Raw genomic sequence first — 26103 nt, forward strand, 5'->3', positions numbered from 1 at the left:
ACGCACAAGGACCTCCGCCCGTACGGGCTGGGAAGAAGAGGAGTCGCGGACGCGGAGCGGGAGCACTAACCGGCGGAAGCGGGATCCGCCTGAGGCGCTTCGCTGTCGTAGAGCGTCTGGATCGCGGCCGCGGTCAGTTCGCCCTGCCAGGCCGTGACGGTGTCCACCGAGCCGGACAGCCAGTGGGTGAAACCTGCGGGCTGGTCCGAGCGGCCGACGACCAGCGAACCGGTGGCCTGCCACGGCACGAGACCGGTGTTGGCTGCGGCCACGGCGTGCCGGTTCGCCGCCGGGTCGTCCAGGTCGGGCTGACCGCCGCCGTCGACGTAGAGGTGCAGCTCGCGCAGCCCCGGGTCGAACACCGCAACGAGGTGGTGCCACACGGTCGGGTCCTCCACGGCCACGGAGACCGACGACGCCTGTGTCGTGGCGGTGGCCGTGTTGCGCATGGCGAAGACGTACTTGCTGCCGGTCGACTCGTAGCGCACGTCGAAGCCGCTGAAGCCGGCGCCGGCGGTGTCCTGGCTGACGACGGTCTCGGTGCCGAGGCTGTCGTCGAGGCGGACCCAGGCGGCGACGGTGAACGCCTGATCGGTCCGCAGCACCGGCAGGTCGCGGCTGAAGCCGTACTCCTGCGTGGGGGTGCCGGCCAGCGGGTCGGGGTCGGACGCCCAGTGGGTGGCGTCGAGCACCAGACCGGCATCCCGGACGCCTTCACCGGTCTCGATGCCCGGTGTCAGCGTGAGCGGCCGGTCGAACGCGGAGGCGTCCGGCGCGGTGCAGGTGTCCGGCACACCGGCCTGGTAGCACCAGCCGGCGGCGTCGAAGTCCCACTGCCCGACCTGGATCGGCCGCATGATGCCCGGCTCGTCGACCAGGTTGGAGTTCAGGTCGTCGGCACGCTGGCCCAGCAGGTCGGCGGGCACGAGGGCCCGGTCGAAGAGCTGCACGTCGGCGATCTCACCGTGGAACCAGTCGACCGGCCCGGTGTACTTGGTGTCGAGGGCACGGCCGACAACCACGGCACCCTTCGCGTTCCAGCCGCCGGCCCAGGTGGCCAGCCAGGTGGCCGGGGGTGTGAAGTCCGAGACGAGCACACCGTCGACGTAGAGCCGCAGCTTGAGCTCGGCGTCGTCGTAGACACCGGCGACGTGGGTCCACTTGCCGCGGACAGCCGGGGCCACCGAGCAGGCGCCGGTGAGCTCGGAACCGGGCTCGTCCTTGGCCCGGACGCTGAAGCACCAGGCGTTCCGGTCGACGCGGTACTGCAGACGGAAGACACTCATGGCCGCGCCGTCCTTGGAGACGGCGGTGCGGTAGTCGTCGACGTCACCCAGCCGCAGCCAGGCGGCGACACTGAACGACTTCGAGGTGTCCAGGGCGGCCGTGGACTTGAGCGCGCCGAAGGGCGAGTTCGCGGTCGCGTTGAAAGAGGCGGCGCTGCCACCGATCAGGTGCGCGTCCGCCGCCCAGGTGACGTCCGGTGCGGTGGAGTCGGGCACCAGCGGCGTGTCACCGGCGGCGGCCGGGTTGGCATCCGCCATGGCCTTCGCCGGCGTCTCGACCAGCGGGTACGTCTCGAGCTTCCACCGGGCGAACGCCTCGGTCGGGCGCCCGACGGTGAACTCGACCTGGGCGTTGTTGCCGTTGTTCTGCGTGATGTCGATGGCGTACGCGAAGAAGGTGAGACCGCCGTACCGGGGTGCGGTCAAGGAGACCGTCGCCGTCTTCGTGGTCGTACCGGTCGCGGCCACCGTCCGCAGCGGGGTGTCGTCCCAGCCGTACGCGAACTTGGTGACGTCCTTGTTCGGCGAGCTCAGCTGGACGGTGGCGGCGGTGCCCGGCAGCGTCGGACTGGTCTTGACCGTCAGCTCCGGCGGCTTGGGCACGGTCGTGTCGACTCGGAAGATGCACCACGCGGACCAGTCACCGGCCACCTGGTACGGCTTCGGGTCGGTGGCGAACGTCCGGATCGCGTAACGGTGGTCCTTGAGCACACCGGTCAGCTTGTTGCTGGAGACCGCGTCGCCGGCGGGCACGGATTTCGGTGCCGGTGTGGTGCGGCGCGGGGTCGTGGAGAGGACGTGACCGTCGGACGGGACCTCGACCCACTCGTACGAGGCGGTGAGGCTCTGGTTCTTGTCCTCGTCGGCGTCCGGGTAGGTGGCGGTCAGGGTCGGCTCGGCGGTGCCGATCGACACGGAACCGGAGCTCGGGCAGGTGACACCGGAGATCTTGAGGTTGAACGGCTTACCGGGCTTGCTGTCGTAATCGACGATCAGCTTCGCCTTGTTCGGGAAGAACTTCTTCCACCGGTCCGCCGACGACTCGTAGTCACCGTCGGCGTTGCAGGCGCAGAAACCCATGGTGACGGTGGTGCTGCCGGCCTTGGCGATGGCCTGGATCTTGTTGGTGACCTGCGGCGCCTTGGTGACGTCGGCCGGGAAGTTCACGGTCTGGTCACCCTTGCCGTCACACCCGTCGCCCTCGGGGGCCCGCGAAGCCGTCGCGGCCAGCCAGGTGCTCAGCTTCGGGCTCCACTTGGTACGCGGCGTCGAGGCGATGCTCCCCGTCGAGTACATGTGGGTCCACGTCTCCAGGCAGGAGGCCGAGTGGTCCAGCTCCATCTGCACGTACGCGGACTCGATGTGCTTGCTCTTGAGGAACGAGGTGGAGAACTCGAAGAAGGACCGGTACGTGCGGCTGCCCTCGGGGTCCTTGCCGACCCGGGCCTTCGAGACGTCGGTGTTGTTGCCGTTGTTGTTGGTCGCGTACGCCCAGCGCTTCTTCCCGGTCGACCAGGGCGGGTCGATGTAGAGCGGGAACGCCGACGCGGGCGCGGCCAGCAGCTCGGCGTCCGGCCGCAGCACCAGGTCGCCGCCCTCGACCGTGGCGGCCACGGGCGCGATCGTCGCGGTGTCGGCGGGCGCACCCGTGGTCGAACCCGCTGCGGGCTCGGCGGAGAGTGCCCGGCGTGCCGCGGTGGGCCGCGCGGAGTCCCACATGACCGCCTCGGTGGCGGACGCGAGTGTCCTGCCACCGGCGACCGCCTGCAGCCCGCCGCCCCGGGTGGCCACGAACGTCGCGTCACCGCCGAGGTCGTACCGGATCTGCTGAATCGCCGGATCCGCAGCAGCCTCGGGGGTCTTGACGACCAGCACATGCGTGAAGCCGGTCTCCGTGGCGTGCACCACGAGGTCCACGTCGGGGAACACCTCGGCGTAGGTGGCGGCCGTGCCGGCCACCGTCGGCTCGGGCAGCGGTCGCGGCCAGCCGATCGACAGCTTCTTGCCCTCGCTCACCAGCGTGACCAGAGGCTTGGTGCCACCCGGCGAGAAGCGCACGTCGGCGACCGAGGCACCCGGACGCAGAGTCCCGTCGGGAGCCTCCCGCAGGTTCAGGTCGATCGGCGCCCACTCGCCGGACTCCCGGCGTACCCGCTGGGGCACGGCGGTGGCCTCGAGCGTGAGATGACCGTCGGGCTCGGCGAAGACCTGGGTGGTCTCGGAGCGCGCGCCGGTCACCTCGACCCGCGAATCGGTCGCGACCGCGGCGGCGACCGCCTGGGCCTCGGTGGCGCGTTCCTTGGGCTTGGCCGGCTTGTCGAAGACAGGCGTGGCGGGTGCGGCAGCAGCCGGACCGGCCACGGCGAACACCGCCGGAACCAGGATCACCGACGACGCCGCCAGGGCGGCGAAGCGGTACAGAATGGAACCATTCCGGGCAGCATTCACTGACGCATACCTTCACAACCCCCGTGATCATCAATGCAGCGAGGCGAACTTTAAGGTTTCTTTCAGGAAAGTGTCAACAGGCATCGATGTGCCAGCTCAGCGACCTGTCGCCGGTCCCCGGCGCGGCGGAGGGCAAAGTCTCTGGCCGCCGGCAGAACGCGGCTCTACCCTGGCGGGATGACGGAGCCAGCAAGCGGCCGGATGCCCGACCGGCCGAGCCTCGACGGACTCGAAGACAAGTGGTCCCCCTTCTGGGAGGCCGAGCAGACCTACAAGTTCGACCGGTCCGTAGCTGAGCGTGCCAACGTCTACTCGATCGACACCCCGCCGCCGACGGTCTCCGGCGAGCTGCACATGGGGCACGTCTTCTCCTACACGCACACCGACACGGTCGCGCGGTTCCAGCGGATGCGGGGCAAGTCCGTCTTCTATCCGATGGGGTGGGACGACAACGGCCTGCCGACCGAGCGCCGCGTCCAGAACGTCTACGGCGTCTACTGCGACCCGTCCCTGCCGTACGACCCGGCGTGGCAGCCGCCCGCGACACCGCCGAAACCCGCGGAAGCCGTGTCGCGGCGTAACTTCGTCGAACTGTGCAACCGGCTCACTGTCGAGGACGAGAAGGTCTTCGAGGCACTGTGGCGCAGGCTGGGCCTGTCGGTCGACTGGGCGATGACCTACACGACCATCGGCGCGCGCTCGCAGGCCGTGTCACAGCGGGCGTTCCTCGACAACCTAGCGCGCGGTGAGGCGTACACGTCGGAGGCGCCGACGCTCTGGGACGTCGGTTTCCGGACCGCGGTGGCGCAGGCCGAGATCGAGGACCGGGAGCGGCCCGGCGCCTATCACCGGCTGCGGTTCCACGGCCCGGACGGCCCGGTCGAGGTCGACACGACCCGGCCCGAGCTGCTCCCCGCCTGCGTCGCGCTGGTCACCCACCCGGATCACCCCCTGGTGGGCAAGACCGTCCGCACCCCGCTCTTCGACGTCGAGGTCCCCGTGTACGCCCACCCGCTCGCCGAGGCCGACAAAGGTACGGGCGTGGCGATGGTCTGCACCTTCGGCGACCTGACCGACGTGATCTGGTGGCGGGACCTGCAGCTCGAGACGCGCGTGGTGCTCGGCCGCGACGGGCGGTTCCTGCCCGACCGGCCGGCGGGTGTGCCCGACGCGGCCTACCAGCAGTTCGCGGGGCTGACCGTCAAGGCCGCCCGGCGGGAGATCGTCCGGCTGCTGACCGAGACCGGTGACCTGCTCGGCGAGCCGCGGCCGATCACACACCCGGTGAAGTTCTACGAGCGGGGCGACTCACCGCTGGAGATCGTGACCAGCCGGCAGTGGTTCATCCGCAACGGCGGGCGTGACCAGGAGCTGCGCGACGAGTTGCTCGCCCGCGGCCGGGAGCTGAAGTGGATCCCGGGGCACATGCAGCACCGCTTCGACCACTGGGTCAACGGCCTCACCGGAGACTGGCTGATCAGCCGTCAGCGGTTCTTCGGCGTGCCCGTCCCGGTCTGGTACCGGCTCGACAACGCTGGCGAGCCGGACCACAGCCAGCTTCTCATACCGGACGTTTCATCGCTGCCGGTTGACCCTTCCTCGGAGTGTCCGCCCGGCTTCGACGAGTCGCAGCGGGACGTCCCGGGTGGCTTCACCGCCGACCCGGACGTCATGGACACCTGGGCGACGTCGTCGCTGACACCGCAGATCGTCGGCGGCTGGGGCAAAGACGACGACCTCTTCGCCCGGGTCTTCCCGATGGACCTGCGCCCCCAGGGCCAGGAGATCATCCGGACCTGGCTGTTCTACTCGGTGGTCCGCTCCCACTTCGAGCACGGCACGCTGCCGTGGAAAACAGCCGTGCTCTCCGGCTGGATCCTCGACCCCGACCGCAAGAAGATGTCGAAGTCCAAGGGCAACGTCGTGACACCCATGGACCTCCTCGTGCAGAACGGCGCCGACGCGGTGCGCTACTGGGCCGCGAACGGGCGGCCGGGCGCCGACCTGGCGTTCGACCCGGCGCAGATCAAGGTCGGGCGGCGGCTCGCGACCAAACTGCTCAACGCGTCCAAGTTCGCGCTCGGCCTCGGCGCCGCCGACGCCCTGCGCAAACCGGTGACCGCCGACCTGGACCGCGCGATGCTCGCCCGCCTCGCCGAGGTCGTGGAGGTCGCCACCGCGGCGTTCGACGCGTACGACCACACGGCCCCACTCCAGGCGACCGAGGCGTTCTTCTGGACCTTCTGCGACGACTACATCGAGCTCGTCAAGGACCGCGCGTACGCCGAAGGACCCGCGGGTGACTCGGCGCGGGCGGCCCTGTCGGCGGGTCTGTCCGTGCTGCTGCGCCTGTTCGCGCCGTTCCTGCCGTACGCGACCGAGGAGATCTGGTCCTGGTGGCGCTACGGCTCGGTCCACCGCGCCACCTGGCCGACCAAGTACGAGCTCACCCGCGTGGCCCCCGACGGCGACGCGACCCTGCTCGACCTGGCCGGCGACGCCCTGCGCCAGGTCCGCCGGGCCAAGTCGGACCGCAAGCTGTCCATGAAGGCCGACATCCCCCTGGCCGAGGCGCTCGGCCCCGCGGCGATGCTGGAACGCCTGGCGCTGGTCGAGGCCGACCTGAAGGCAGCGGGCCGCATCGGCAAACTCGACATGCTCCCCGACCGCACCGAGGAGTTGGTCATCGCCAGCGCCTTCTGATCCTCTTGGGCAACCCGGCCCTACGGGCGGGTTCGGCACGGCAGCATGGAGGGCATGTCGATCCCGCCCGACGAGGTCGAGGCTCCGGCCGACGACGCGGTGCTCTTCCGGTCGTCGCCGTGGCGGACGTTCGCGTTGCTGTCCGGCGCCGTGCTGCTCGCCTATGTTGCCGTGTCGCCCCTGGTGGAGCTGCTGATGGGCGCCCCGGACGACCCGTGGTGGTCGACCGTCGCCCAGGGGGCGGTCATCGGCGCTCTGGTCGCCGGCGGGTACGCCGTCTCGGCCCGGTCGGGGCTCTCCACCTGGGTGCGGGCGTCCTCGGGGGGTCTCGAGCTGGCCGCCCAGGGCAGCGACCCGGTCCTGCTGGCCTGGCCGGACATCGACCACGTGGTCGTCCGCCGCGACGGATTCCGCACGGTCCTCGACGTGACACCGGTCGACCTGGACCGGGTCCACCCCGTCTCCGAGGAGCACGAGGGCTGGCCGACCATCCGGGACGACGACGCCGATCCCTCGGGCCGGCCCGCCTTCACCGCGGACCTCACGCAGATCTGGCCGGGCCCGCGGGTCCTACGCCGCGAGCTCGCCCGGCGCATGCACTAGAAGTCGCCGCCACCGAAGTCGCCGCCACCAAAATCTCCGCCGCCTCCGCCGAAGTCGCCGGACGCGTCCTGCATGCCGTCCTGGTAGCCGTCGCCGTAGCCCATGTCGCCGAAGCCCGGTGAGAGCAGCGCGTCGAAGATCAGCATGCCGCCGAGCACACCCGCACCCGCGCCGAGCGCCGTCTTCCAGACCGGTGTCGAATACCAGCCGGACGGCACGGGCCGGCCCTGCACACGACCGCCCGGGTAGTAGTAGGGAGTGTCCGGACCGGGCTGCGGTCCCGCCTTGTAGTGCTGGCCCTGGACGTTGACCTCGCGCTCCTGGGTGATCTGACCGGCGCCGCGGGCGCTGGCCAGCGGCGGCAGGTCGGGACCCGGGTCGATGCCCATCGCCTGCCGGGCCGCCCGCACGTAGGTCAGGCCCTCCAGCGCCGACTCCCGCGCCAGCTCGAACTGCTTCACCGACTTCGCCTGCTGCAGCTGGCCACCGGCGGCGTTGTAGCGCTCACTCGCGTCGGACAGGGCCTGACGGGCGGCCGGGTCCTCACCGTGGAGGTTCAGCACCTGGCCGCCGAGCCGCTCGTACCAGCGCTGGGCGTCGGCGCGGGCGTCCTCGAGGTGCCGCTGCTCACGCGCGGCGCTGCCACGGCGGACAAAAACGATGATCGCAAAAACCGCGACGACGATCAGAATCAGGAGCAGAAACACCTTCATGTGTCGACGGTACCCTCGTCGATCTCGTCATACCCCTCTGGCAAGCTCCGGGGTGTGACCTTCTCGACGCTCGCTGTGGTGCTCGTCTGTCTGGGGGTCGGGGGCGCACTCGGCTGGCTGGCCGCGCGCCTGCGGGCCGCCACCGACATCGCCCGTCTGGAGGCGACCGTGCAGGCCGGCCGCGACGGCGAGAGTCGCCTGGAGCAGTCGTTGCGCTCACTGTCCTACGAGGCGACTGCCCAGTCCCAGGAGGCCGTGGCCCGCGCGGTGGCGCCCCTGCACGACATGCTGCACCGCTACGAGCAGCGGGTGGCCGAGCTCGAACGCGACCGGATCGACGCCTACTCCGAGCTGCGCGAGCAGGTGCGGTCGATGGGCGCGGTCTCCAGCGAGCTGCGCACCGAGACAAAACAGCTGGTCGCCGCGCTGCGGGCGCCGCAGGTGCGGGGACGCTGGGGTGAGCATCAGCTGCGCCGCATCGTCGAGGCGGCGGGGCTGCTCGACCACTGCGACTTCTCCGAGCAGGTCACCGGATCGACCGACAACCAGGGCGTACGCCCCGACATGCTGGTGCGCCTGCACGGCGGACGGTCGGTGGTCGTCGACGCCAAGGCGCCGTTCGACTCCTATCTGTCCGCGATGGAGGCACGCGACGAGCGCACCCGCGACATGCACCTGGACCAGCACGCCAAGGTGCTGCGAGGCCACGTCGACGCACTGTCGGCCAAGGCGTATTGGACAGCGTTCGACCAGACACCCGACTTCGTGGTGCTCTTCGTGCCGGCCGACCCGTTCCTCGACGCGGCGCTCCAGCGTGACGCGTCCCTGATGGAGCACGCGTTCAGCCGCAACGTGGTGCTGGCGACGCCGGCGACGCTGGTCGCACTGCTGCGCACGGTCGCCTACTCGTGGCGGCAGGAGGCCCTGGCCCGCAACGCCCTCGAGGTGCACAGCCTGGCCCGTGAGCTCTACGGGCGCCTGGCCACCCTGGGCGACCACGTGGGCAAGCTGGGCAGCTCGCTGAGCGGCGCGGTCACCGCGTACAACCGCGCGGTGGGCTCGCTGGAGTCCCGGGTGCTGGTCAGCGCGCGGAAGCTCGCCGAGATGGGTGTCTCCGACGAGGAACTGGCCGCGCCCGCTCAGGTCGAGCTGACCCCGCGCCAGCCACAGGCGCCGGAGCTGCTGGAGGACAGCAGCTTCGACGGTCGGCGGCTCTTCTAGGCGACGACGGCGGCTGCGGCTGCGCGGGCGGCGGCTGCGGCCTTCATGTCGCGGCGCAGCTCCTGCGGCAGCGAGAAGGTCAGGCGCTCCTCGGCGGTGGTGAACTCGGTGACCTCACCGAAACCCCGGTCGGCGAGGTGGGCGAGGACCTCCATGACCAGGTCCTCGGGGACGCTGGCGCCCGAGCTGACACCGACCGTCGTCGCACCCTCGAGCCACTCGTCCTGGATCTCGGAGGCGAAGTCGACGAGGTGCCCGGCGCGCGCCCCGGCCCCCAGGGCGACCTCGACCAGACGTACCGAATTGGAGGAGTTGGTGGACCCCACGACGATGACCACGTCGCACTCGGGGGCGATCTCCTTGATCACGTGCTGCCGGTTGGACGTGGCGTAACAGATGTCGTCGCTGGGCGGCGACTGCAGCAGCGGCAGCTTGGTCTTGAGGCGGGCGACGGTCTCCATCGTCTCGTCGACCGAGAGTGTGGTCTGGGAGAGCCAGACGACCTTCGCGGGGTCGCGGACGACGACGTTGTCCACGTCGTCGGGGCCGTCGACCAGCTGGATGTGCGCCGGGGCCTCACCGGCGGTGCCGATGACCTCTTCGTGACCTTCGTGACCGATGAGCAGGATGTCGTAGTCGTCGGCGGCGAACCGCTTCGCCTCGTGGTGGACCTTGGTCACCAGCGGGCAGGTCGCGTCGATCGCCTTGAGCCGCCGCTCGCGGGCCTGCTCGTGCACCTCCGGCGCCACACCGTGGGCGGAGAAGACGACGGTCGACCCCTCGGGAACCTCTTCGTTCTCCTCGACGAAGATCGCGCCGGCCGCCTCGAGCGTGGTCACGACGTGCTTGTTGTGCACGATCTGTTTGCGCACGTAGACGGGGGCGCCGTAGAGCTTGAGCGCCTCCTCGACCGTCTGCACGGCGCGGTCGACACCGGCGCAGTAACCCCGCGGCTTGGCGAGGAGCACACGCTTGCGGACAGGGCTGATCGAGTCGGCAGTCACCCCGCCATGGTACGTGCCCGCCGCCCCCACCAGCAGTGCTGCGACGCTCACCACAGCCGGGGGCGCGGCATACTCGTGCGGTGGATGAGACAACTGTGACTCCCGGGCAGCGGGCCGGCGGCGTCGTACGAGGCCTGCTCGGAGCGGTGAGCCTCGTCGGCGGCCTGACCTGGATCCTGCTCAACCTGGACGCGCCACGCCCGGTGAGCGACCTGATCGTCGGTCTGGTGCTGGCCGCGGGCGGTCTGGTGCTGCTCATGCCGCACCGCGTCGATCTGCCCGGGCGGGCCACGGCGGCCGCGACGGCGGGCGCCGCGATCGGCGGCACGCTGGCCGGCAGCGTGGCCACCACCATCACCACCGGGGGCGCCTTCGTCTACGTGGCCAGTCACGGCTGGCCGCACGCCTGGCTGGCCCGCGGTGCGACCGCACCCGACCCCGTCGCGGCCCGAGTGGCAGCGAACCAGTCGTCCTGGCAGGCCGACGCGGTCAACCTCGTCGCGGACCTCTACTTCTGGGCCCTCGTCGGGCTGCTGCTCCTGGCCGCGTTTGTCCTCATCCGGCGCACCGGCGCCCGCCGCCAGGCCGTCCTCCATCCCTGATCTCTCGGGCCCTGGCCGTTTCCGCACGTGACGGGGTTTCCGGGCGCGATACTCGGGCGATGAGCGCCGTGGGCAACGTGCAGTCCGCCACCGAGGTGGAGGACGACGACGAAGAGGCGCCCGGCCTGTGGGAGTCCTTCGGCGCGGCACTGCGGCTGATCGTCGGCTGGTTCAGCATCGCCATCGGCATCCTCAACCTGCTGGTCGAGCTCGACCGTGGGAGCGCGGCCGACGGCGCCTACCTGCTCTTTCACGCCATGCTGCTGGTCGGGGGCGTGCTGATGGTCTCGCTGGCCTGGATCGCCGCCCGTCCGGGTGTCGCCGGCTGGTCCGCGGGTGGCGGCGTCCTGGCCGCGGGCATGCTCGCCTCCGGGGTGCCCGCGAGCGACGCGTTGTGCTGTCTGTCCGCGTACGCGGTCCGGCACGGTTATCCGTTCTCCTTCGCGGCCCGGGACGCTGACGGGGGGCGCTGGCACGTCGACAGCCAGCACCTGCTGGCCGACCTGCTCTTCTGGGGGTACGCGGGCCTGATCGTGCTGGTCGTGGTGGCCCTCGCCCGGCGCGCCACGCACCACCACGAGGCGCGGGAGTAGTCCGCCCGTAGGCTGGCCGGGTGACCCAGCCCGAGACGCCGAAGTCGAGCGCCGACGAGCCGTGGCCCGTCCGGGTCGTCAGCCAGAAGCTCAGCGCCTGGATCGCCAAGCTCGGCTGGGTCTGGGTCGACGGCCAGGTCGCCCAGATCAGCCGCCGTCCGGGCGCCAGCGTGGTCTTCCTGACGCTCCGCGACCCGTCGGCCGACCTCAGCCTCACCGTGACCGCCCACCGCGACGTGCTCGACGCGGGCGCACCCGAGCTGGCCGAGGGTGCCCGGGTGACGATGCACGCCAAGCCCGAGTTCTACCCGGCGCGGGGGTCACTGAGCCTGCGCGCCGACGAGATCCGCCAGGTGGGCCTGGGTGAGCTGCTCGCCCGGCTCGAACGCCTGAAGAAGCTGCTCGGCGCGGAGGGACTCTTCGCCCGTGAGCGCAAGCGGCGGCTGCCGTTCCTGCCGCAGCGCGTAGGGCTGATCACCGGGCGGGCCTCCGCGGCCGAGCGGGACGTCCTGATGAACACCCGGCGCCGCTGGCCGTCCGTGGACTTCCGGGTGATCAACGTGCCCGTGCAGGGACCGACCGCGGTGCCGCAGATCATCGACGCGATGAAGGTGCTCGACAACGACGAGACCGTCGACGTGATCGTGATCGCCCGCGGCGGCGGCAGCGTCGAGGACCTGCTGCCCTTCTCCGACGAGGCGCTCTGCCGGGCGGTCTTCGGCTGCCGCACCCCGGTCGTCAGCGCCATCGGGCACGAGACCGACGCCCCGCTGATCGATTACGTCGCGGACGTCCGCGCGTCCACGCCCACCGACGCCGCCAAGCGCATCGTGCCCGACCTGGCCGAGGAGACGACGCTGATCCAGCAGGCCCGCCGCCGGCTGGACCGCGCGGTGATCACGCTGGTCGACCGCGAGTCGCACCGCCTCGAGTCGTGGCGCTCACGGCCGGTGCTGGCCCGCCCCGAGGTCCTCGTCGACCAGCGGGAGACCGAGGTCAACGCCCTGCGCGACCGGGCGACCCGCAGCCTCGACCAGCGGCTCCGGCGCGCCGACGACGACCTGCGGCACACCCTGGCCCGGCTGCGGGCGCTGTCACCGAAGGCGACCCTCGAACGCGGTTACGCGATCGTGCAGCGCCCGGACGGTCACGTGGTCAGGGCGGCGGACGAGGTGGAGACGGGCGACCTTCTCCGGGTACGGCTGGCAGACGGCGAGCTCCGAGCGGAAGTGCAGTGATGACGGACGAAAAACTGAGCTACGAGCAGGCGCGTACCGAGCTGGCGACAGTGGTCGAACGCCTGGAGCAGGGCGGCACCTCGCTCGAGGAGTCACTGGCCCTGTGGGAACGCGGCGAGAAGCTGGCCGACGTCTGCCAGCACTGGCTCGACGGCGCCCGCGAACGCATCGAGGCAGCGCGCGCGGCGCGTACTGACAGCTAACGCAACGACGAGGCGAACTTCTCCAGGGTCTCGGTCTCCGTGGTGCCGACCACGATGACCGTGCGGCCCTTCTCGATCAGCAGCAGGGCGTACTCCCCCTGCCGGGCGTCGTAGCGCTGCCAGGTCCGCGGGCCGTCGCGGAAGGTGCCGGTGGCCTTCGGGTCCTTGCCCAGCTCCACCGGCAGCAGCGTCGCGGTGGGGAGGCTGCTCTCGACCAGCTGGACCGGGTCGCGGTCCGGGTCGACGTAGCCGATGCGCAGCGTGGCGCCCGCGGTGTCGCGTTTGAACGTCGCGCTCATCACGTGCCAGTCGTCGCTGAGACCCTGGGGCGCCAGCACCGGGAAGACCGCCGCGCTCCGCGCCTGCTGGAGTGTCGGCTCGACGTCGACGCTGACCGGCTTGTCGCCGTCGAGGACCAGCCGGTAGAAGAGCAGCAGCAGGGCGATCGGCACCAGCAGGACGCCCAGCGACATCGCCATGTCCCGCGGCGAGCGGCCGCCGCGCTTGCCGACGGCGACGGGTTCGGCAGCGGCATCAGGGGTAGTCACCTCACCATTGTTAACCATGTCGCGGACACGGGACTTCGCGCGTATCCCCGTGTGAGGATCGGTGCACCACACCCGCACCGTCGCGAGGAGGCCTCCATGCCCGCATCCCAGAACCCGCAGGACCTCGACCGCAACATCGCCCTCGACCTGGTCCGCGTGACCGAGGCCGCGGCGATGGCTGCCGGCCGCTGGGTCGGCCGCGGCGACAAAGAGGGCGGTGACGGTGCCGCCGTCGACGCCATGCGCAAGCTCATCAACTCGATCCAGATGCGCGGCGTCGTCGTGATCGGTGAGGGCGAGAAGGACAACGCGCCCATGCTGTTCAACGGCGAGGAGGTCGGTGACGGCACCGGACCGGAGGTCGACGTCGCCGTCGACCCGGTCGACGGCACGACGCTGATGAGCAAGGGCATGCCCGGCGCGGTCGCCGTGCTGGCCGTGGCCGAGCGCGGCGCGATGTTCGACCCGAGCGCCGTCTTCTACATGGAGAAGATCGCCGTCGGCCCGGACTGCGCCGACGTCATCGACATCAACGCGGGCGCGACCGAAAATCTGCGGCGCATCGCCAAGGCGAAACGCTCGAGCGTCTCCGACGTGACCGTCTGCATCCTGGACCGGCCGCGGCACCAGAGCTTGATCGACGAGGTACGCGCAGCCGGCGCCAACATCAAGTTCATCTCCGACGGCGACATCGCGGGGGCCATCTCGGCCGCCCGCACCGAGTCGGACGTCGACGTGCTGATGGGCATCGGCGGCACCCCGGAGGGCATCACGGCGGCGTGCGCGCTCAAGTGCCTCGGGGGCGCCATCCAGGCCAAACTCTGGCCGCTGGACGAGTCGGAGCGCGAGAAGGCCATCGGCGGCGGCCACGACCTCGACCGTGTGCTGAGCACCGACGACCTGGTCACGGGCGACAACTGCTTCTTCGTCGCCACCGGTGTGACCTCGGGCGACCTGCTCAAGGGCGTGCGCTACCGGGCCGGTGGCGCACACACCCAGTCGATCGTCATGCGGTCCAAGAGCGGCACGATCCGGGTGATCGACTCCTACCACCGGCTGGAGAAGCTCGCGCTCTACTCGTCGGTGGACTTCGACGGGCACCTGCCGACGGTGCGCGAGTGACACGGTCCTCGACCACGGCACCGCCCGCCGCTCCGGCCGTCACGGCCGGCCGGCGCGCCGCCGGCGTCCTCTTCGCTCTCCTGGCGGGGATCGCCCTGGCCGTGCAGTCGAGGATCAACGGCGAGCTCTCGGTACGCCTCGACGACCCGATCGGCGCCGCCACCATCTCGTTCGGCTCCGGCCTGCTGGTGCTCGCGGTGCTCGTGCCGCTGCTCCCGGTCGGCCGGGCCGGCCTGCGCCACCTGCGCGCTGCTCTCCGCGAAGGCCGGATCCGCCCGTGGCAGTGCATCGGCGGCATGTGTGGCGGCTTCCTGGTCGCCACCCAGGGCCTCACCGTGCCGACGCTGGGCGTCGCGGTTTTCATCGTGGCGCTGGTGGCGGGTCAGTCCTCGAGCAGTCTGCTGGTGGACCGGGCGGGCGCGGGCCCGGCCGGTCCGCAACCGGTGACCACCCCACGGCTGGCCGGCGCGGTCCTGACCGTCTGCGCGGTCCTGCTGGCCGTCGGCGACCGCATCGGTCACCCGAGTGCGCTGGCCCTGGCCGTCCTGCCCCTGGTGGCCGGTGTCGGCATCGCCTGGCAGCAGGCCGTCAACGGCCACGTCCGGGTCGTCTCCGGCAGCGCGATGGTCGCGGGCCTGATCAACTTCATCATGGGTACGGCGGTGCTGCTGGTCGCGTTTGCAGTTTCGGTCGCCATCCGCGGCTTCCCGGACCGCCTCCCGCACGGCCCCTGGTGGCTCTACGTGGGTGGCTCGCTCGGCATCGTCTTCATCGCCGTGGGTGCGGCCGTGGTCCGCTACACCGGTGTGCTGCTGCTCGGCCTCGGCATGATCGCGGGCCAGGTCACGGGTGCTCTGCTGCTGGACGAGATCGTCCCGGGAGCTGCCGGCCGTCCCGGCTGGAACACCGTCCTCGGCGCCGCTCTCACCCTGCTGGCGGTGGGCGTGGCCGTCGTGCCCGCACGCCGCCGCGCGGGGTCCCCGTTCAGAGGTCGGTGAGCGTGGCGCCCGGGTCGTAGAGGGACGGGGCCGGGCGCGGGCGACGGCGGCGGAAGGCGATCGCCGAGATGACGCCGCCCAGCAGGCCGAGCAGGTGCCCCTGCCAGGAGATCGGCTGGTCGGTCGGGAGCACGTTGTAGAGCTGGTACCAGTAGAGCAGCCCGATGAACGCGGCCACGCCGAGGTTCCACCAGCTGCGCTCGACGAAGCCGCGGGCGAAGAGCAGGCCGAGGTATCCGAAGATGACACCGCTGGCGCCGACGACAACGCTGCTCGGGTCGCCGATCAGCCAGACGCCGAACCCGCTGACCAGCACGATGACCAGGGTCGACCAGAGGAAGCGGCGGGTGCCACCGGCCAGCGCGAACGTGCCGACCAGGATCAGCGGGATGCTGTTGCCGTAGAGGTGGTCCCACCCGGCGTGCAGGAACGGGCTGAAGATGACGCCGTCCAGCCCGTCGATGCGGTGCGGGATGATGCCGCCCGCGACGTCGAGGCGGCCGGCACCGAGGCCGACGTCGATCGCCTCGATCAGGAACAGCACCGGGATGACGGCGCACATCGCCACGAAGGCGCGGCCGAGCGAGGCAAAAAACGCCTCGGTGCCGAATCTCGCCGCCTGATCCTCACGCTCCCCGGGGTAACCCATCTCCCGATGGTGGCCGATGCATGCCAGGGACGCCAACTTCGTGTGGCCGATCAGGCACGGTCAGCTCAGTTTCCGGGTGGCCGCCTGGATCTCGTCCCGGAACTTGGACACCTGCGTGTAGACACCGGGGTAGTTCCTGCGGGCACAGCCGAGACCCCAGCTCACGATGCCGACCTGCACCCACCGGTCCTCGGCGACGCGGTGGACCAGCGGGCCACCCGAGTCACCCTGGCAGGTGTCGACGCCCCGCTTGCCGGCGCAGATCGACTCGTCCTCGACCAGCTTGACCTTCGCCTTGCGGTACGCCTTTGCACACGTACCGTCGGCGACGACCGGCACGGACGCGTACTTGAGCTTGTACTGCTGCTTCAGGGAGCCCTCGCCGGTCTGGCCCCAGCCCAGGATGGTCAGCGGGCCGTACTCGTCGGCGCCACCGCGGCTGATGCCGAGGGTCGGCAGGTCGAGGGGCCGGTCCAGTTTGACGAGTGCCCAGTCGTCGCCGCGGGTCTCGCTGTGGAAGCTCTTCGGACGGAAGACCGCGACGGACTTCGCCTTGATCGCGTTCCGGGACTTGAGGTCGGTGACGCCGGCGACCACTTCGATGGTCCTGTCCTTGCCGCTGCCGGTCACACAGTGACCCGCGGTGAGCACCACGCGGGGTGCGGTCAGTGCTCCGCCGCAGCCCATGGAGAGCCGGACCATCCACGGAAAGCGTCCGTCCGGTGCGGTGTCCCCACCCACGACTTCACGGACGGGTTCGGCACTGTCACCGGCCTGTGCGGCAATCTGGTTCGCGGAAAGAACAGCGGCGAGAACGCCGAGCACAACTACCGAAGCGACTTTCCGAACCATATGGACATTTCATCACGGACCACTACGGCAAAAGGGGTACGCGCCGAAGCACGTACCCCTTTTGTCGAGCTATGACGTTTAGTACCAGCCTGAACTCTGCGAGTGCGACCACGCGTTGCAGGGGGTGTTGTAGCGGCCCTCGATGTACCCGAGGCCCCACTTGATCTGCGTCGCGGGGTTGGTCCGCCAGTCGGAGCCCTCGCTGGACATCTTGCTGCCGGGCAGCGACTGCGGGATGCCGTACGCACCGGAGCTGGCGTTGGAGGCGCGGTGGTTCCAGCCGCTCTCCTTCTTCCACAGCTTGTCGAGGCAGGGGAACTGAGAGATCTTGAAGCCGGCCTTGAGCATCAGGGCACACCCGGTCTCGCGGTTGCCGCTGTAGTCGTTGCAGGACTCCGGGATCGGGCCGGTGAAGGGCACCGTCGCGCCGGAGCCACTGGAGCTGCCGGACTCCTGGGCCTTCTTCTCCTCGGCCTTCTTCTTCTCAGCGGCCTTCTTCTCGATGACCTTCTTCTCCAGCGTGCGCGCCTTGCCGGCCGCGGCCTTCGCCTCGGAGGCTGCCTTCGAGGCAGCCTCGCCCTCGGCCTCCCGCTGGTAAGCGCGAGCTGCGGCGTGCTGACCGTGCCGCTCCTTCAGGAGCTGCATGTCGTCCACGTCGACCCGGGCGACAGCGTCGGCCTGGGTGCTCTGCGCCTGAACTTCCTGGTCCTGTCCGAGGTAAACGCCGCCGATCACGCCTGCAACGAGCAGGCCCACCGAGGCCACACGGATGCCGACCCGGCTCCAGAGCCGATTCACGAAGTATCCCTTCGTAGGGGGCAATGACGCGGCGCAAATTCACCGGGACAAATCCCGGCGACTTTTCCCGCCGCGAGCATCGACGACCCCTGGGGCCGCGTGACCGATCCGGTAGCGATCGATCACGGTGACCCTTCAGTCGATCTCCGACCGGTCGGGCCACACGATTGATGCTCGCCAGACACGATGGCTCACGGTGAAGTGGATGTGAAATGGCGGCGCGCACGTGTGAAATGAATCACAGGGCGTTTAGGTTTTTATCCGGGCAAATACCCGCCATTTCGAGCACTTTCGAGGTAGCCAAAACCTCACCTTATGTAGTTATCCCTCTGCACAGCGTGAGGCGGGGACCCCTCGGATCCCCGCCTCAGCCGATCACGGTGGGTTACTGCGGGATGTCTTCCAGGAGATCGGTGACGACCTCTGCGATCGGCGACCGCTCGGACCTCGTAAGGGTGACGTGGGCGAAGATGGGGTGACCCTTCAGAGCTTCGATGACAGCCGTCACGCCGTCATGCCGGCCCACTCGGAGGTTGTCGCGCTGGGCGACGTCGTGGGTGAGGACGACCCGCGAGCCCTGCCCGATGCGGGAGAGGACCGTCAGGAGCACGTTGCGCTCCAGCGACTGGGCCTCGTCCACGATCACGAAGGCGTCGTGCAGGCTGCGTCCCCGGATGTGGGTCAGCGGCAGGACCTCGAGCATCCCGCGGGCCATGACCTCTTCCATGACGTTGGCGTGCACCACCGCGCCGAGCGTGTCGAAGACCGCCTGGGCCCAGGGCGACATCTTCTCGGACTCGCTGCCGGGCAGATAGCCCAGCTCCTGACCACCGACCGCGTAGAGCGGGCGGAAGACGATGACCTTCTTGTGGCGGTTGCGCTCCATGGTCGCCTCGAGACCCGCGCACAGCGCGAGCGCCGACTTGCCGGTGCCGGCCCGGCCGCCCAGCGACACGATGCCGATCGATTCGTCGAGCAGGAGGTCCAGGGCGATCCGCTGCTCCGCCGAACGGCCGCGCAGCCCGAACGCCTCCCGGTCGCCGCGGACCAGGCGTACCGACTTGTCGGGGTTGACCCGGCCCAGCGCCGAACCCCGCGACGAGTGGATCACCAGGCCGGTGTGGCAGGGCAGTGCGTCCGCTTCCTCGAGCTCCAGCTCCTCACCCGCGTACAGCTGGCTGACCTGGTCCTCGGAGATCTTGAGGTCGGCCATGCCGACCCAGGTGGGGTCGCTGGCCTGACCGTGCCTGTACTCGTCGGCGGTGAGGCCGACCGACGCGGCCTTGACCCGCAGCGGCATGTCCTTGCTCACCAGCGTGACGTCGCGGCCCTCCGCGGCCAGTCCCAGCGCCACCGAGAGGATCCGGGTGTCGTTGGAGTCGTTGCGGAAGCCCTGCGGCAGCACACTCTGATCGGCGTGGTTGAGCTCCACCCGCATCGTGCCGCCCTCGTCGTTGCAGAGGACGGGCTGGTCGAGCCGGCCGAACTTGATGCGCAACTCGTCGAGCATGCGCAGCGACTGCCGGGCGAACCAGCCGAGCTCGGGGTGGTGGCGCTTGTCCTCGAGCTCCGAGATGACCACGAGCGGGATGATCACTTCGTGATCGGTGAACCGGCGGAAGGCCGCCGGGTCGGACAGCAGGACCGAGGTGTCCAGGACGAAGACCCTGCCGGCTGGGGCGGGCTCCGCGTCGGCGTGCCGATCACGGGACGACCTGCGTCCCGTGGAGGCGCGGCTGCTGGAGACGTTGGCGGCCGGGTCTTGCGAAGCCCCGGCGTCATTACGGCGAGATGTCACAGGCCTGCTCCAGCGGGCGTGCAACCCGGTCCGCCCGCGGTCCGCCACTTCCGGCGCCCGTCCCTATCACGGAGCCGGGATGCGGGCCCCGTGGCGCTCTTGTCGCAGGTCCGGGCCGACCGGTTGGCCCGGGACGACCCCGTGCCATGACTAGAACGCTACTGGTCAACTGCCACCTGCGGTAGTACCCGCGTGATACGCCAATTCGGGGCCGTTCTCCCTGGCGTGCAACAGCCCGTCCGACAGGTACGCTGGTGGTCGTGCCCGAGTCTCTCCCCAGCAATGCGCGTCCCACGCACCCGCTGAGCGCCGCCGAGGCCTGGCAGTTCACGGCCTCACGCGCCACGGAAACGACTCTCTTCTTCGACTTCGACGGGGTGCTCTCCCCCGTCACGGACGATCCCGACGCCTCCCAGCCCGTGCCCTCGGTGCTCGGTGTGCTCGAGGAATTGGCCGGTGCGGTGGGTCGTGTGGCCATCGTCTCAGCCCGTCCCGTGAGCTTTTTGCGGTCCCGCTTCGGGTCGCTGGCACACGTCGACCTGTACGGGCTCTACGGCCTGGAGGTCTGGCACGACGGTCAGGTCGTGACCGAGCCGGCCGCCCTTCCCTGGGTGCCCGCGATGGCCGAGCTGGCCGAGCGGGCCAAGACCGAGCTGCCCGAGCCGATCCTGGTCGAATACAAGCGTCTGTCGGTCGCCCTGCACTACCGCACGGCGCCGCAGCTGGCCGGCGTCGTCGAGCGCTGGGGTCACGAGCAGGCCGAGCGTGTCGGTCTGCGCATCCAGGGCGGGCGCATGGTCGTCGAGCTCAAGCCGCCGGTCGACCAGGACAAGGGCATGGTGATCAGCGAAGGTGTGCTGAACGCCAGCTGCGCCTGGTATTTCGGCGACGACATGTCCGACATCAAGGCGTTCGACGCGCTGCGCGCCCGCGAGGCCGTCGACCCGGACTTCTTCGGCATGTGTGTGGCGGTCGCCAACCCCGAGACCGGCGCCGAAGTGTCCAGCGCGGCCGACCTGACGCTGGAGTCCCCCGAGGCCGTGGCCGGGTTCCTGGCCGAGGCGCTACAGGCCTTCCCCCGTTCCTGACCAGTCGTAGGCCCGGCGGGCCAGGTCCCGCAGTTCACCCAGGTGAGCGGGCGGATCGTCACGCCACCAGGCCAGGCGTACCACGATCGGCGGCGCGTGCCGCAGCACCCGGTAGGCCACGCCCGGCCGGGGGTACTGGTGCGCGGTTGCCTCGGGCGTGACGCCGACGGCCTGGCCGGCGGCGATGAGCGTGAGCCACTCGTCCACCGTCGCGGTCTCACGGACCACCGCGGGCCGGTTGTCCGCGGGCCACAGGTCAGTGGTTGTCGTCCCGGTCCGGCTGTCGATCGCGACCGTGAAACGCGCCAGGTCCTCGACCTTCAGGCTGCGCCGCCGGGCGAGCGTGCTGCCGGTGGCCACGGCGGCATACCGCGACTCGCGCCCGATCTCGGTGGTGGCGAACCGCGTGTCGTCGAGCGGGCGCCGGATCACGGCGAGGTCCGCCGTCCCGTCGCTCAGACCCGCCGTGAGGTCGTTGGACTGCACAAAAACCAGCGGCACCCGCGGATGCGCCGCAGCCCACATCTTCTGCACCCGGCGGGTGTGACGGCCCAGCGCGGCCCAGGCATAACCGACCCGCAGCTCGGTCCGCGAGTCGTCGACGATGCCCCGCAGGTGTGCAACCTCCTCCAGGATCCGCCGCGCCTGCGCCACGATCCGGGTGCCGGTCGGGGTCAGCGCCACGTGCCGGGTGGTGCGTTGCAGGAGCCGGGCTCCGAGTGCCTCTTCCAGCGCCGCGACCGACCGCGACACCGCTGCCTGGGAAACCCCGAGCACAGCGGCCGCATCGGTGAACGTACCGGCGTCGACCACCGCGACCAGCGTCCTCAGCTGGCGGAGCTGCACATCCATAACCGCAGCGTATAGATCCTGCGGCCCGCGTATTTCCCTCGCGGCCCACTTCCGCGAACGCTGAGAGGATGAGACCGTCCCGGCCCGCGGCCACCGATCCTGACTCCCCGCCTACGGCCGCGGCTGCCGCCGGCAGGACCGCGTCTGTCGCCGGCAGGACAAGGACGGCAGCCGCCGTGCGAGGGCTGGCCACGATGCTCGGCAGCGCGACCAGCAACCAGGTCGGCGCGGCGATCGGCGCCCACGCCTTCGCCGCGATCGGACCCGCGGGTGTGGTCGCCGTCCGGCAACTCGTCGCCGCCGCCGTGCTGTTCCCGCTCGCCCGCCCGAACCTGCGACGCTTCACGTGGGCGCAGTGGTGGCCGACTCTGCTGCTCGCGGCGGCGTTCGCAATCATGAATCTGAGCCTCTACACGGCGATCGACCGCATCGGGCTGGGCCTGGCCGTGACGCTGGAGGTGCTCGGCCCGCTCGGGGTCGCGCTGGCCGCCTCCCGCACCCGCTTCGACCTGCTCTGCGCAGCCGGGGCCGCCGCCGGGGTCTACGTGCTGGTGCTCCCCGGGCCGGCCAGCGACTACCTCGGCATCGGGCTGGGGCTGCTGGCGGCGGCCTGCTGGGCGTCCTACATCCTGCTCAACCGCCTGCTCGGCGCGCGACTGCCGGGCATCCAGGCGACGGCGGCGGCGACCGCGGTGTCAGCGCTGGCCTACCTGCCGGTGGCTGCGGTGCTGCTGGCGCAAGGCCGCCTCGACGGCAGAGCACTCGGTTACGCGGCCGCCGCCGGCGTGCTCAGCTCGGTGATCCCGTACGCGGCTGACCTGATCGCGCTCCGACGCGTACCGGCAAGGTTTTTCGGAATGTTCATGAGCGTGCATCCGGTGCTGGCGGCGCTCGCCGGTCTGGTGCTGCTCGGACAGGCGCTGCGGGTGCACGAATGGACCGGCATCCTGATCGTGATCGGCGTGCTGGTGGTGAACAGTGTCAGGCGCCGTAGCGCCGCTGCCGCCCCGCGTAGGACCGCAACGCCCGCAGGAAGTCGGTGCGGCGGAAATCCGGCCAGTTGGCGTCGTGGAAGTAGAACTCCGAATGCGCCGACTGCCAGAGCAGGAACCCGGACAACCGCTGCTCACCGCTCGTGCGGATGACCAGATCAGGGTCGGGCTGCCCGCGCGTGTAGAGGTGCTCGGCGATGTGCTCGACGTCGAGAATCTCGGCAAGCTCCTCGAGCGTGCGACCGGCCGCCGACTGCTCATAGAGCAGAGACCGCACCGCGTCGGTGATCTCACGCCGCCCGCCGTAACCGACGGCCAGGTTGACCTCGACACCCTCGGTGCGATGACGGGTCTTCTCCTGCGCGGCCTTGAGCGCGGTCGCGGTCGTCGCCGGCAACACGTCCAGGGCGCCGACGATGCGCAGCCGCCACGGGTTGCCGTCCTCGGCCAGCTCCGTCGCCAGGTCCTCGATGATCTTCACCAGCGGGTCCAGCTCGGCCGCCGCACGCTGAAGATTGTCGGTCGCCAGGAGGTAGAGCGTGACGTGCTTGATGCCCGCCTGGTCGCACCAGCCGAGCAGCTCCTTGATCCGTACGGCGCCGACGCGGTGGCCGTCGTTGGGATCGACGTACCCCATCTCGCGGGCCCAGCGACGATTACCGTCACACATGACCCCGACATGTTGCGGCACCGGCTTGCCGGCAAGCTTTCCGGCGAGTCGTCGTTCGTACAGCGAATAGACCAGGGACCGCAGAGTCATCCCCGCAAGCCTATCGAGCACGGGCCCGCGCTCAAGAGGGCGGCCGGGCGATGTGGAGCATCTCGGCCCCGATCCGCCCGATAGTGCGAAGGTCGAAAACCCCGTCACCCAGCCCCAAGTCCACCATTCGGTCGAAAACCTGGCCATCACGGCGAGCCGCACGGACCGCGGCGTCGACCACACCCGGCCGCCGGGTCAGCCGGGCCACCGAACCGGAATGCCGCAGGTGCCGTCCGAGCCGCATCCTGAGAGCGGCGGTGTAACGCTCGGCGGCGCCCTCTGCCGCGGCCGCGGCGGTGCCAGCCAGGGCACCACTGAGCACCGCGTAGAAGATGCCCTCGCCCGTGAACGGGTTGATCAGCGACAGTGCATCACCCGCGAGCAGCACGCGGCCGCGTCCCGGTGGCGGGCGGTGGGTCGACAAGGGCAGGTGGTGGGCGCGCAGGCCGGTCGGTTCGGTGCCCGGCAGCAGCTGACCCAACCGCTCCACCAGGTACGCCTTCGTGAGCGCCGTCCCCCGCAACGTCTCGCCGTACCCGACGTTGGCGGTGCCGTCACCGATCGGGAACGACCACGCGTAGGCGGGCCAGCGGGCGCTTGTCGTTCGGATGAGCTGCTCGGTGCCGGTGGTGGGGGCGTAGCCGCGGATCGCCAGCGCTAGATGACCGTCGGGGTTGACTGCGTGTCCCAGCTCGCGCCGGACGATTGAGCTGGCACCGTCCGCGCCGATCACTACCCGCGCCCGGATCCGGTCGTCGAGGGTGACTCCGTTCTGGTCCTGCGTCAGTGATCTGACCGTGTGTCGCCGCAGCTCGACGCCCTGCGCGGTCGCTGCAGCCACCAGGCGGGCGTCGAAGACCCGGCGCGGGATCGTGTGGGCTGGGCGGGGCAGCGGGCGGGCTACCTCTATGCCGCCTGGTGCGATCAGGCGCAGGTTCAGCACTGGGGCGTAGCCGTCGGTTACGCCTGTGACGCCGAGATCTGTCAGGACGTCGACTGCGTCGGCTGCGATGCCGTCACCGCAGGGCTTGTCCCGGGGGAAATCGGACTTGTCCAGGAGGAGGGTGGTGGCGCCGGCTCGATGGGCGGCCAGGGCGGCGGTGGCACCGGCTGGTCCTCCGCCGACCACCACTACGTCGAAGGTTTCCAAGGCGCTCACTCAGGCCCTACTTCCTTGAAGTTGGGCTTAGCAGGGTTTCTCGAGGGCCCGACTTCAAGGAAGTTGGGCCTAGTGGTGGTCACCGCGGGCGCAATTTCAAGGAAGTTGGGGCCAGCGAGGCTCATCGCGGGCCTAACTTCCACGAAGTCGGGCCTACCCAGGTGCATTTCAGGCCCAACTTCATGGAAGTCGGGCCCGGCGGGGTTCACCGCACGCCCAAACCCAAGGACGTCGGACGCAGCAAGGCTCATCCCAGGCCCAACTTCAACGAAGTTGGGCCCAACCGAGCCCACCGCGCGCCCAACATCAAGGAAGTCGGGACTCGCCGAGCTCGCCGCGCCACCAACATCAAGAAAGTTGGGCCCAGCAAGGTCCATCACAGGCCCAACTTCAACGAAGTTGGGCCCAACCGAGCCCAGCGCGCGCCCAACATCAACGAAGTCGGGCCCCGCCCAGCTCGCCGCGCCCCCAACATCAAGGAAGTCGGGCCCAGCAAGGTCCATCGCGGGCCCGACTTCAACGAAGTTGGGCACAACCGAGCTCACCGCGCGCCCAATTTCAAGCAGGTCGGGACTCGCCAAGCTCACCGCGCCCCCAACTTCAAGGAAGTCGGGCCCAACCAAGCCCACCGCGCCCCCAACTTCAAGGAAGTCGGGCCCACCCAGGTGCAGTGCAGGCCCAACTTCAAGGAAGTCGGGCCCGGCGGGGTTCACCGCACGCCCCAACCCAAGGACGTCGGACGCAGCAAGGCTCATCTCAGGCCCAACTTCAACGAAGTTGGGCCCAACCGAGCCCACCACGCGCCCAACATCAACGAAGTCGGGCCCCGCCCAGCTCGCCGCGCCCCCAACATCAAGGAAGTCGGGCCCACCAAGGCCGATCACAGGCCTAACTTCAACGAAGTCGGGCCCAACCGAGCCCACCGCGCCCCCAACTTCACGGAAGTTGGGCCCAACCGAGCCCACCACACCCCCAACATCAAGGAAGTCGGGCTTGGTGGGGCTCATGCGGGGCTGGTGGCAACGGTCGGCGAAACCCCGCGCCCAGCCCGCCACAGCGAATAACACGCAAGCATCCCCGCAGCCACCAGAGGCGCACCGTCGCGGATCAACCCGTCCGTGCCGAGCAGCAGATAACAGAGCGGCAAGTCGATCACCAGCACCCCGATCGTCACCCAGACCATCAGCGTCCGCGCCCAAGCCTTGCCCCGTTGCAGGAAGAAGACCGCAGCCAGCACCGCATAGCTGGCGCCGATGCCCACGGCGATCCAGAACACGACGGCCAGGATGTACTCCGGCTTCGAGCCCAGCTCACCGACCGAGATCAGCGCCGGCACCAGCATCAGCGGGCTGTACGTGAACGCGGAGACCCGCGCGGTCAGCACCCACGCGGCGACGGGCCGGCGCGGCGGTGCCTCACGCCATTCGACACCCTGCCGGGTGACCACGAGACGGTTCGGGTGGCGTACCAGATGATCTTGGACGGTGGGGTGGCGGTAGAGCAGCACCACCACGATGGCGCAGAGCGCGGTGAGGACCCCGAAGCCGATCAGGCCGGCCATCGGCGGTGCGCCGGTCTGGGGCACGACCAGGCGGCCGACGGCGAAGACCGTGGTGATCGCCAGGATCAGACCGAGAGGGCGGGCGCCGGCGCGACCGCGGCGCACGTGCCAGATCAAGATCAACCAGCCCAGGGTACGCAGGAGCGCCCACCCCGTGCGGATGGCGAGCCCGAAACCGTGCTCAGGCGCGTACCAGAAGTTGAGGAGCTCGACCCCGGCCGTGGCCGCAGCGGTGGCGACGAGCAGTCCGGTCAGCGCACGGACCGCGCGCGGGCGGATGTCGGCTGGGGTCACCTGGTCGAAGGTACCCAG

The 26103-nt window shown here is 70.2% G+C and carries 22 protein-coding genes and 1 pseudogene; 11 read left to right on the plus strand and 12 right to left on the minus strand.

Going from position 1 to position 26103, the window contains the following annotated elements; translation table 11 throughout:
* Positions 1 to 65: 65 nt before the first annotated feature.
* The gene (locus tag AFR_RS39365) at positions 66 to 3734 is read right to left on the minus strand and encodes a LamG domain-containing protein (protein ID WP_023562422.1); all 3669 of its coding nucleotides are present in this window, start codon (positions 3732 to 3734) and stop codon (positions 66 to 68) included.
* A gap of 177 nt (positions 3735 to 3911) precedes the next feature.
* Here AFR_RS39365 and valS point away from each other — a divergent pair, with 177 nt between their 5' ends.
* Positions 3912 to 6437: a valine--tRNA ligase gene (gene valS / locus AFR_RS39370; RefSeq protein WP_041841479.1), complete on the plus strand. Its 2526-nt coding sequence runs from the start codon at positions 3912 to 3914 to the stop codon at positions 6435 to 6437.
* A gap of 54 nt (positions 6438 to 6491) precedes the next feature.
* On the plus strand, positions 6492 to 7040 hold the full coding sequence (locus AFR_RS39375; protein WP_023562424.1) for a hypothetical protein: 549 nt from the start codon (positions 6492 to 6494) through the stop codon (positions 7038 to 7040).
* Here the strand turns inward: AFR_RS39375 and AFR_RS39380 are convergent.
* A complete protein-coding gene (locus AFR_RS39380; protein WP_023562425.1) occupies positions 7037 to 7753 on the minus strand; it encodes a hypothetical protein in 717 nt (238 codons plus the stop codon). The genes AFR_RS39375 and AFR_RS39380 overlap by 4 nt on opposite strands.
* Before the next feature lie 54 nt (positions 7754 to 7807).
* Between AFR_RS39380 and AFR_RS39385 the strand changes: the two genes are divergently transcribed.
* A complete protein-coding gene (locus tag AFR_RS39385; protein ID WP_041843325.1) occupies positions 7808 to 8974 on the plus strand; it encodes a DNA recombination protein RmuC in 1167 nt (388 codons plus the stop codon).
* Here AFR_RS39385 and AFR_RS39390 read toward each other — a convergent pair.
* Positions 8971 to 10008 (minus strand): 4-hydroxy-3-methylbut-2-enyl diphosphate reductase, encoded by a 1038-nt coding sequence (locus tag AFR_RS39390; protein ID WP_052359575.1) that lies wholly within the window; start codon positions 10006 to 10008, stop codon positions 8971 to 8973. The genes AFR_RS39385 and AFR_RS39390 overlap by 4 nt on opposite strands.
* A 50-nt stretch (positions 10009 to 10058) precedes the next feature.
* On the opposite strand from AFR_RS39390, the gene AFR_RS39395 reads away from it, so the two are divergent.
* Genes AFR_RS39395 through AFR_RS39410 form a run of 4 tightly spaced genes read left to right on the plus strand, consistent with a single transcriptional unit; the run spans position 10059 to position 12614 of the window.
* Positions 10059 to 10580: a hypothetical protein gene (locus AFR_RS39395; RefSeq protein WP_148308208.1), complete on the plus strand. Its 522-nt coding sequence runs from the start codon at positions 10059 to 10061 to the stop codon at positions 10578 to 10580.
* Between the two features lie 59 nt (positions 10581 to 10639).
* Entirely contained in the window at positions 10640 to 11173 is a 534-nt protein-coding gene (locus AFR_RS39400) for a hypothetical protein (RefSeq protein ID WP_052359576.1), read from the plus strand.
* Positions 11174 to 11193: 20 nt separating this feature from the next.
* Positions 11194 to 12411 (plus strand): exodeoxyribonuclease VII large subunit, encoded by a 1218-nt coding sequence (gene xseA, locus AFR_RS39405; RefSeq protein WP_023562430.1) that lies wholly within the window; start codon positions 11194 to 11196, stop codon positions 12409 to 12411.
* Positions 12411 to 12614 (plus strand): exodeoxyribonuclease VII small subunit, encoded by a 204-nt coding sequence (locus tag AFR_RS39410; RefSeq protein ID WP_023562431.1) that lies wholly within the window; start codon positions 12411 to 12413, stop codon positions 12612 to 12614. The genes xseA and AFR_RS39410 overlap by 1 nt, the downstream gene beginning before the upstream one ends.
* Here AFR_RS39410 and AFR_RS39415 read toward each other — a convergent pair.
* Entirely contained in the window at positions 12611 to 13162 is a 552-nt protein-coding gene (locus tag AFR_RS39415) for a DUF4245 domain-containing protein (RefSeq protein ID WP_023562432.1), read from the minus strand. The two genes, AFR_RS39410 and AFR_RS39415, sit on opposite strands and share 4 nt — an antisense overlap.
* 96 nt (positions 13163 to 13258) lie before the next feature.
* On the opposite strand from AFR_RS39415, the gene glpX reads away from it, so the two are divergent.
* Positions 13259 to 14284 (plus strand): class II fructose-bisphosphatase, encoded by a 1026-nt coding sequence (gene glpX, locus AFR_RS39420; protein ID WP_023562433.1) that lies wholly within the window; start codon positions 13259 to 13261, stop codon positions 14282 to 14284.
* Complete coding sequence (locus AFR_RS39425) at positions 14281 to 15282, plus strand: DMT family transporter (protein WP_023562434.1); 1002 nt, start codon at positions 14281 to 14283, stop codon at positions 15280 to 15282. Before glpX ends, AFR_RS39425 begins: the two co-directional genes overlap by 4 nt.
* Here the strand turns inward: AFR_RS39425 and AFR_RS39430 are convergent.
* The 4 genes from AFR_RS39430 to phoH2 form a co-directional block, all read right to left on the minus strand.
* Entirely contained in the window at positions 15269 to 15931 is a 663-nt protein-coding gene (locus tag AFR_RS39430; protein ID WP_023562435.1) for a rhomboid family intramembrane serine protease, read from the minus strand. The genes AFR_RS39425 and AFR_RS39430 overlap by 14 nt on opposite strands.
* 60 nt (positions 15932 to 15991) lie before the next feature.
* The gene (locus AFR_RS39435) at positions 15992 to 16783 is read right to left on the minus strand and encodes a serine protease (RefSeq protein WP_041841480.1); all 792 of its coding nucleotides are present in this window, start codon (positions 16781 to 16783) and stop codon (positions 15992 to 15994) included.
* Between the two features lie 78 nt (positions 16784 to 16861).
* Positions 16862 to 17581: an aggregation-promoting factor C-terminal-like domain-containing protein gene (locus tag AFR_RS39440; protein WP_023562437.1), complete on the minus strand. Its 720-nt coding sequence runs from the start codon at positions 17579 to 17581 to the stop codon at positions 16862 to 16864.
* Between the two features lie 385 nt (positions 17582 to 17966).
* Positions 17967 to 19379, minus strand: coding sequence for an RNA 5'-3' helicase PhoH2 (phoH2, locus tag AFR_RS39445; protein WP_023562438.1), 1413 nt, complete (start codon positions 19377 to 19379; stop codon positions 17967 to 17969).
* A 260-nt stretch (positions 19380 to 19639) separates the two neighbouring features.
* Here phoH2 and otsB point away from each other — a divergent pair, with 260 nt between their 5' ends.
* Positions 19640 to 20467, plus strand: a complete 828-nt coding sequence (otsB, locus tag AFR_RS39450) for a trehalose-phosphatase (protein WP_041843329.1) — start codon at positions 19640 to 19642, stop codon at positions 20465 to 20467.
* On the opposite strand, the gene AFR_RS39455 is transcribed toward otsB, so the two are convergent.
* Positions 20444 to 21319: a LysR family transcriptional regulator gene (locus AFR_RS39455; RefSeq protein ID WP_023562440.1), complete on the minus strand. Its 876-nt coding sequence runs from the start codon at positions 21317 to 21319 to the stop codon at positions 20444 to 20446. The two genes, otsB and AFR_RS39455, sit on opposite strands and share 24 nt — an antisense overlap.
* 395 nt (positions 21320 to 21714) lie before the next feature.
* Here AFR_RS39455 and AFR_RS48240 point away from each other — a divergent pair.
* Positions 21715 to 22233: pseudogene (locus tag AFR_RS48240) on the plus strand (EamA family transporter); the annotation flags it as partial.
* A 67-nt stretch (positions 22234 to 22300) separates the two neighbouring features.
* Here the strand turns inward: AFR_RS48240 and AFR_RS39460 are convergent.
* The 3 genes from AFR_RS39460 to AFR_RS39475 all read right to left on the minus strand — a co-directional run bounded on the left by AFR_RS39460 (position 22301) and on the right by AFR_RS39475 (position 26085).
* Positions 22301 to 23071: an isoprenyl transferase gene (locus AFR_RS39460; RefSeq protein ID WP_023562442.1), complete on the minus strand. Its 771-nt coding sequence runs from the start codon at positions 23069 to 23071 to the stop codon at positions 22301 to 22303.
* A gap of 31 nt (positions 23072 to 23102) precedes the next feature.
* Positions 23103 to 24230 (minus strand): NAD(P)/FAD-dependent oxidoreductase, encoded by a 1128-nt coding sequence (locus tag AFR_RS39465; RefSeq protein ID WP_023562443.1) that lies wholly within the window; start codon positions 24228 to 24230, stop codon positions 23103 to 23105.
* 1003 nt (positions 24231 to 25233) lie between these two features.
* Positions 25234 to 26085: a hypothetical protein gene (locus AFR_RS39475; RefSeq protein ID WP_023562445.1), complete on the minus strand. Its 852-nt coding sequence runs from the start codon at positions 26083 to 26085 to the stop codon at positions 25234 to 25236.
* Positions 26086 to 26103: the final 18 nt, after the last annotated feature.

The organism is Amorphoplanes friuliensis DSM 7358, from assembly GCF_000494755.1.
Classification (GTDB): domain Bacteria; phylum Actinomycetota; class Actinomycetes; order Mycobacteriales; family Micromonosporaceae; genus Actinoplanes; species Actinoplanes friuliensis.

What these genes read in the sequence shown, in the direction of transcription:
- AFR_RS39380 (WP_023562425.1), bottom strand. Translation starts at nt 7,753, where the DNA reads ATGAAGGTGTTTCTGCTCCTGATTCTGATCGTCGTCGCGGTTTTTGCG.
- AFR_RS39410 (WP_023562431.1), top strand. Translation starts at nt 12,411, where the DNA reads ATGACGGACGAAAAACTGAGCTACGAGCAGGCGCGTACCGAGCTGGCG.
- AFR_RS39460 (WP_023562442.1), bottom strand. Translation starts at nt 23,071, where the DNA reads ATGACTCTGCGGTCCCTGGTCTATTCGCTGTACGAACGACGACTCGCC.
- valS (WP_041841479.1), top strand. Translation starts at nt 3,912, where the DNA reads ATGACGGAGCCAGCAAGCGGCCGGATGCCCGACCGGCCGAGCCTCGAC.
- AFR_RS39400 (WP_052359576.1), top strand. Translation starts at nt 10,640, where the DNA reads ATGAGCGCCGTGGGCAACGTGCAGTCCGCCACCGAGGTGGAGGACGAC.
- AFR_RS39430 (WP_023562435.1), bottom strand. Translation starts at nt 15,931, where the DNA reads ATGGGTTACCCCGGGGAGCGTGAGGATCAGGCGGCGAGATTCGGCACC.
- AFR_RS39455 (WP_023562440.1), bottom strand. Translation starts at nt 21,319, where the DNA reads ATGGATGTGCAGCTCCGCCAGCTGAGGACGCTGGTCGCGGTGGTCGAC.
- glpX (WP_023562433.1), top strand. Translation starts at nt 13,259, where the DNA reads ATGCCCGCATCCCAGAACCCGCAGGACCTCGACCGCAACATCGCCCTC.
- AFR_RS39435 (WP_041841480.1), bottom strand. Translation starts at nt 16,783, where the DNA reads ATGGTTCGGAAAGTCGCTTCGGTAGTTGTGCTCGGCGTTCTCGCCGCT.
- AFR_RS39375 (WP_023562424.1), top strand. Translation starts at nt 6,492, where the DNA reads ATGTCGATCCCGCCCGACGAGGTCGAGGCTCCGGCCGACGACGCGGTG.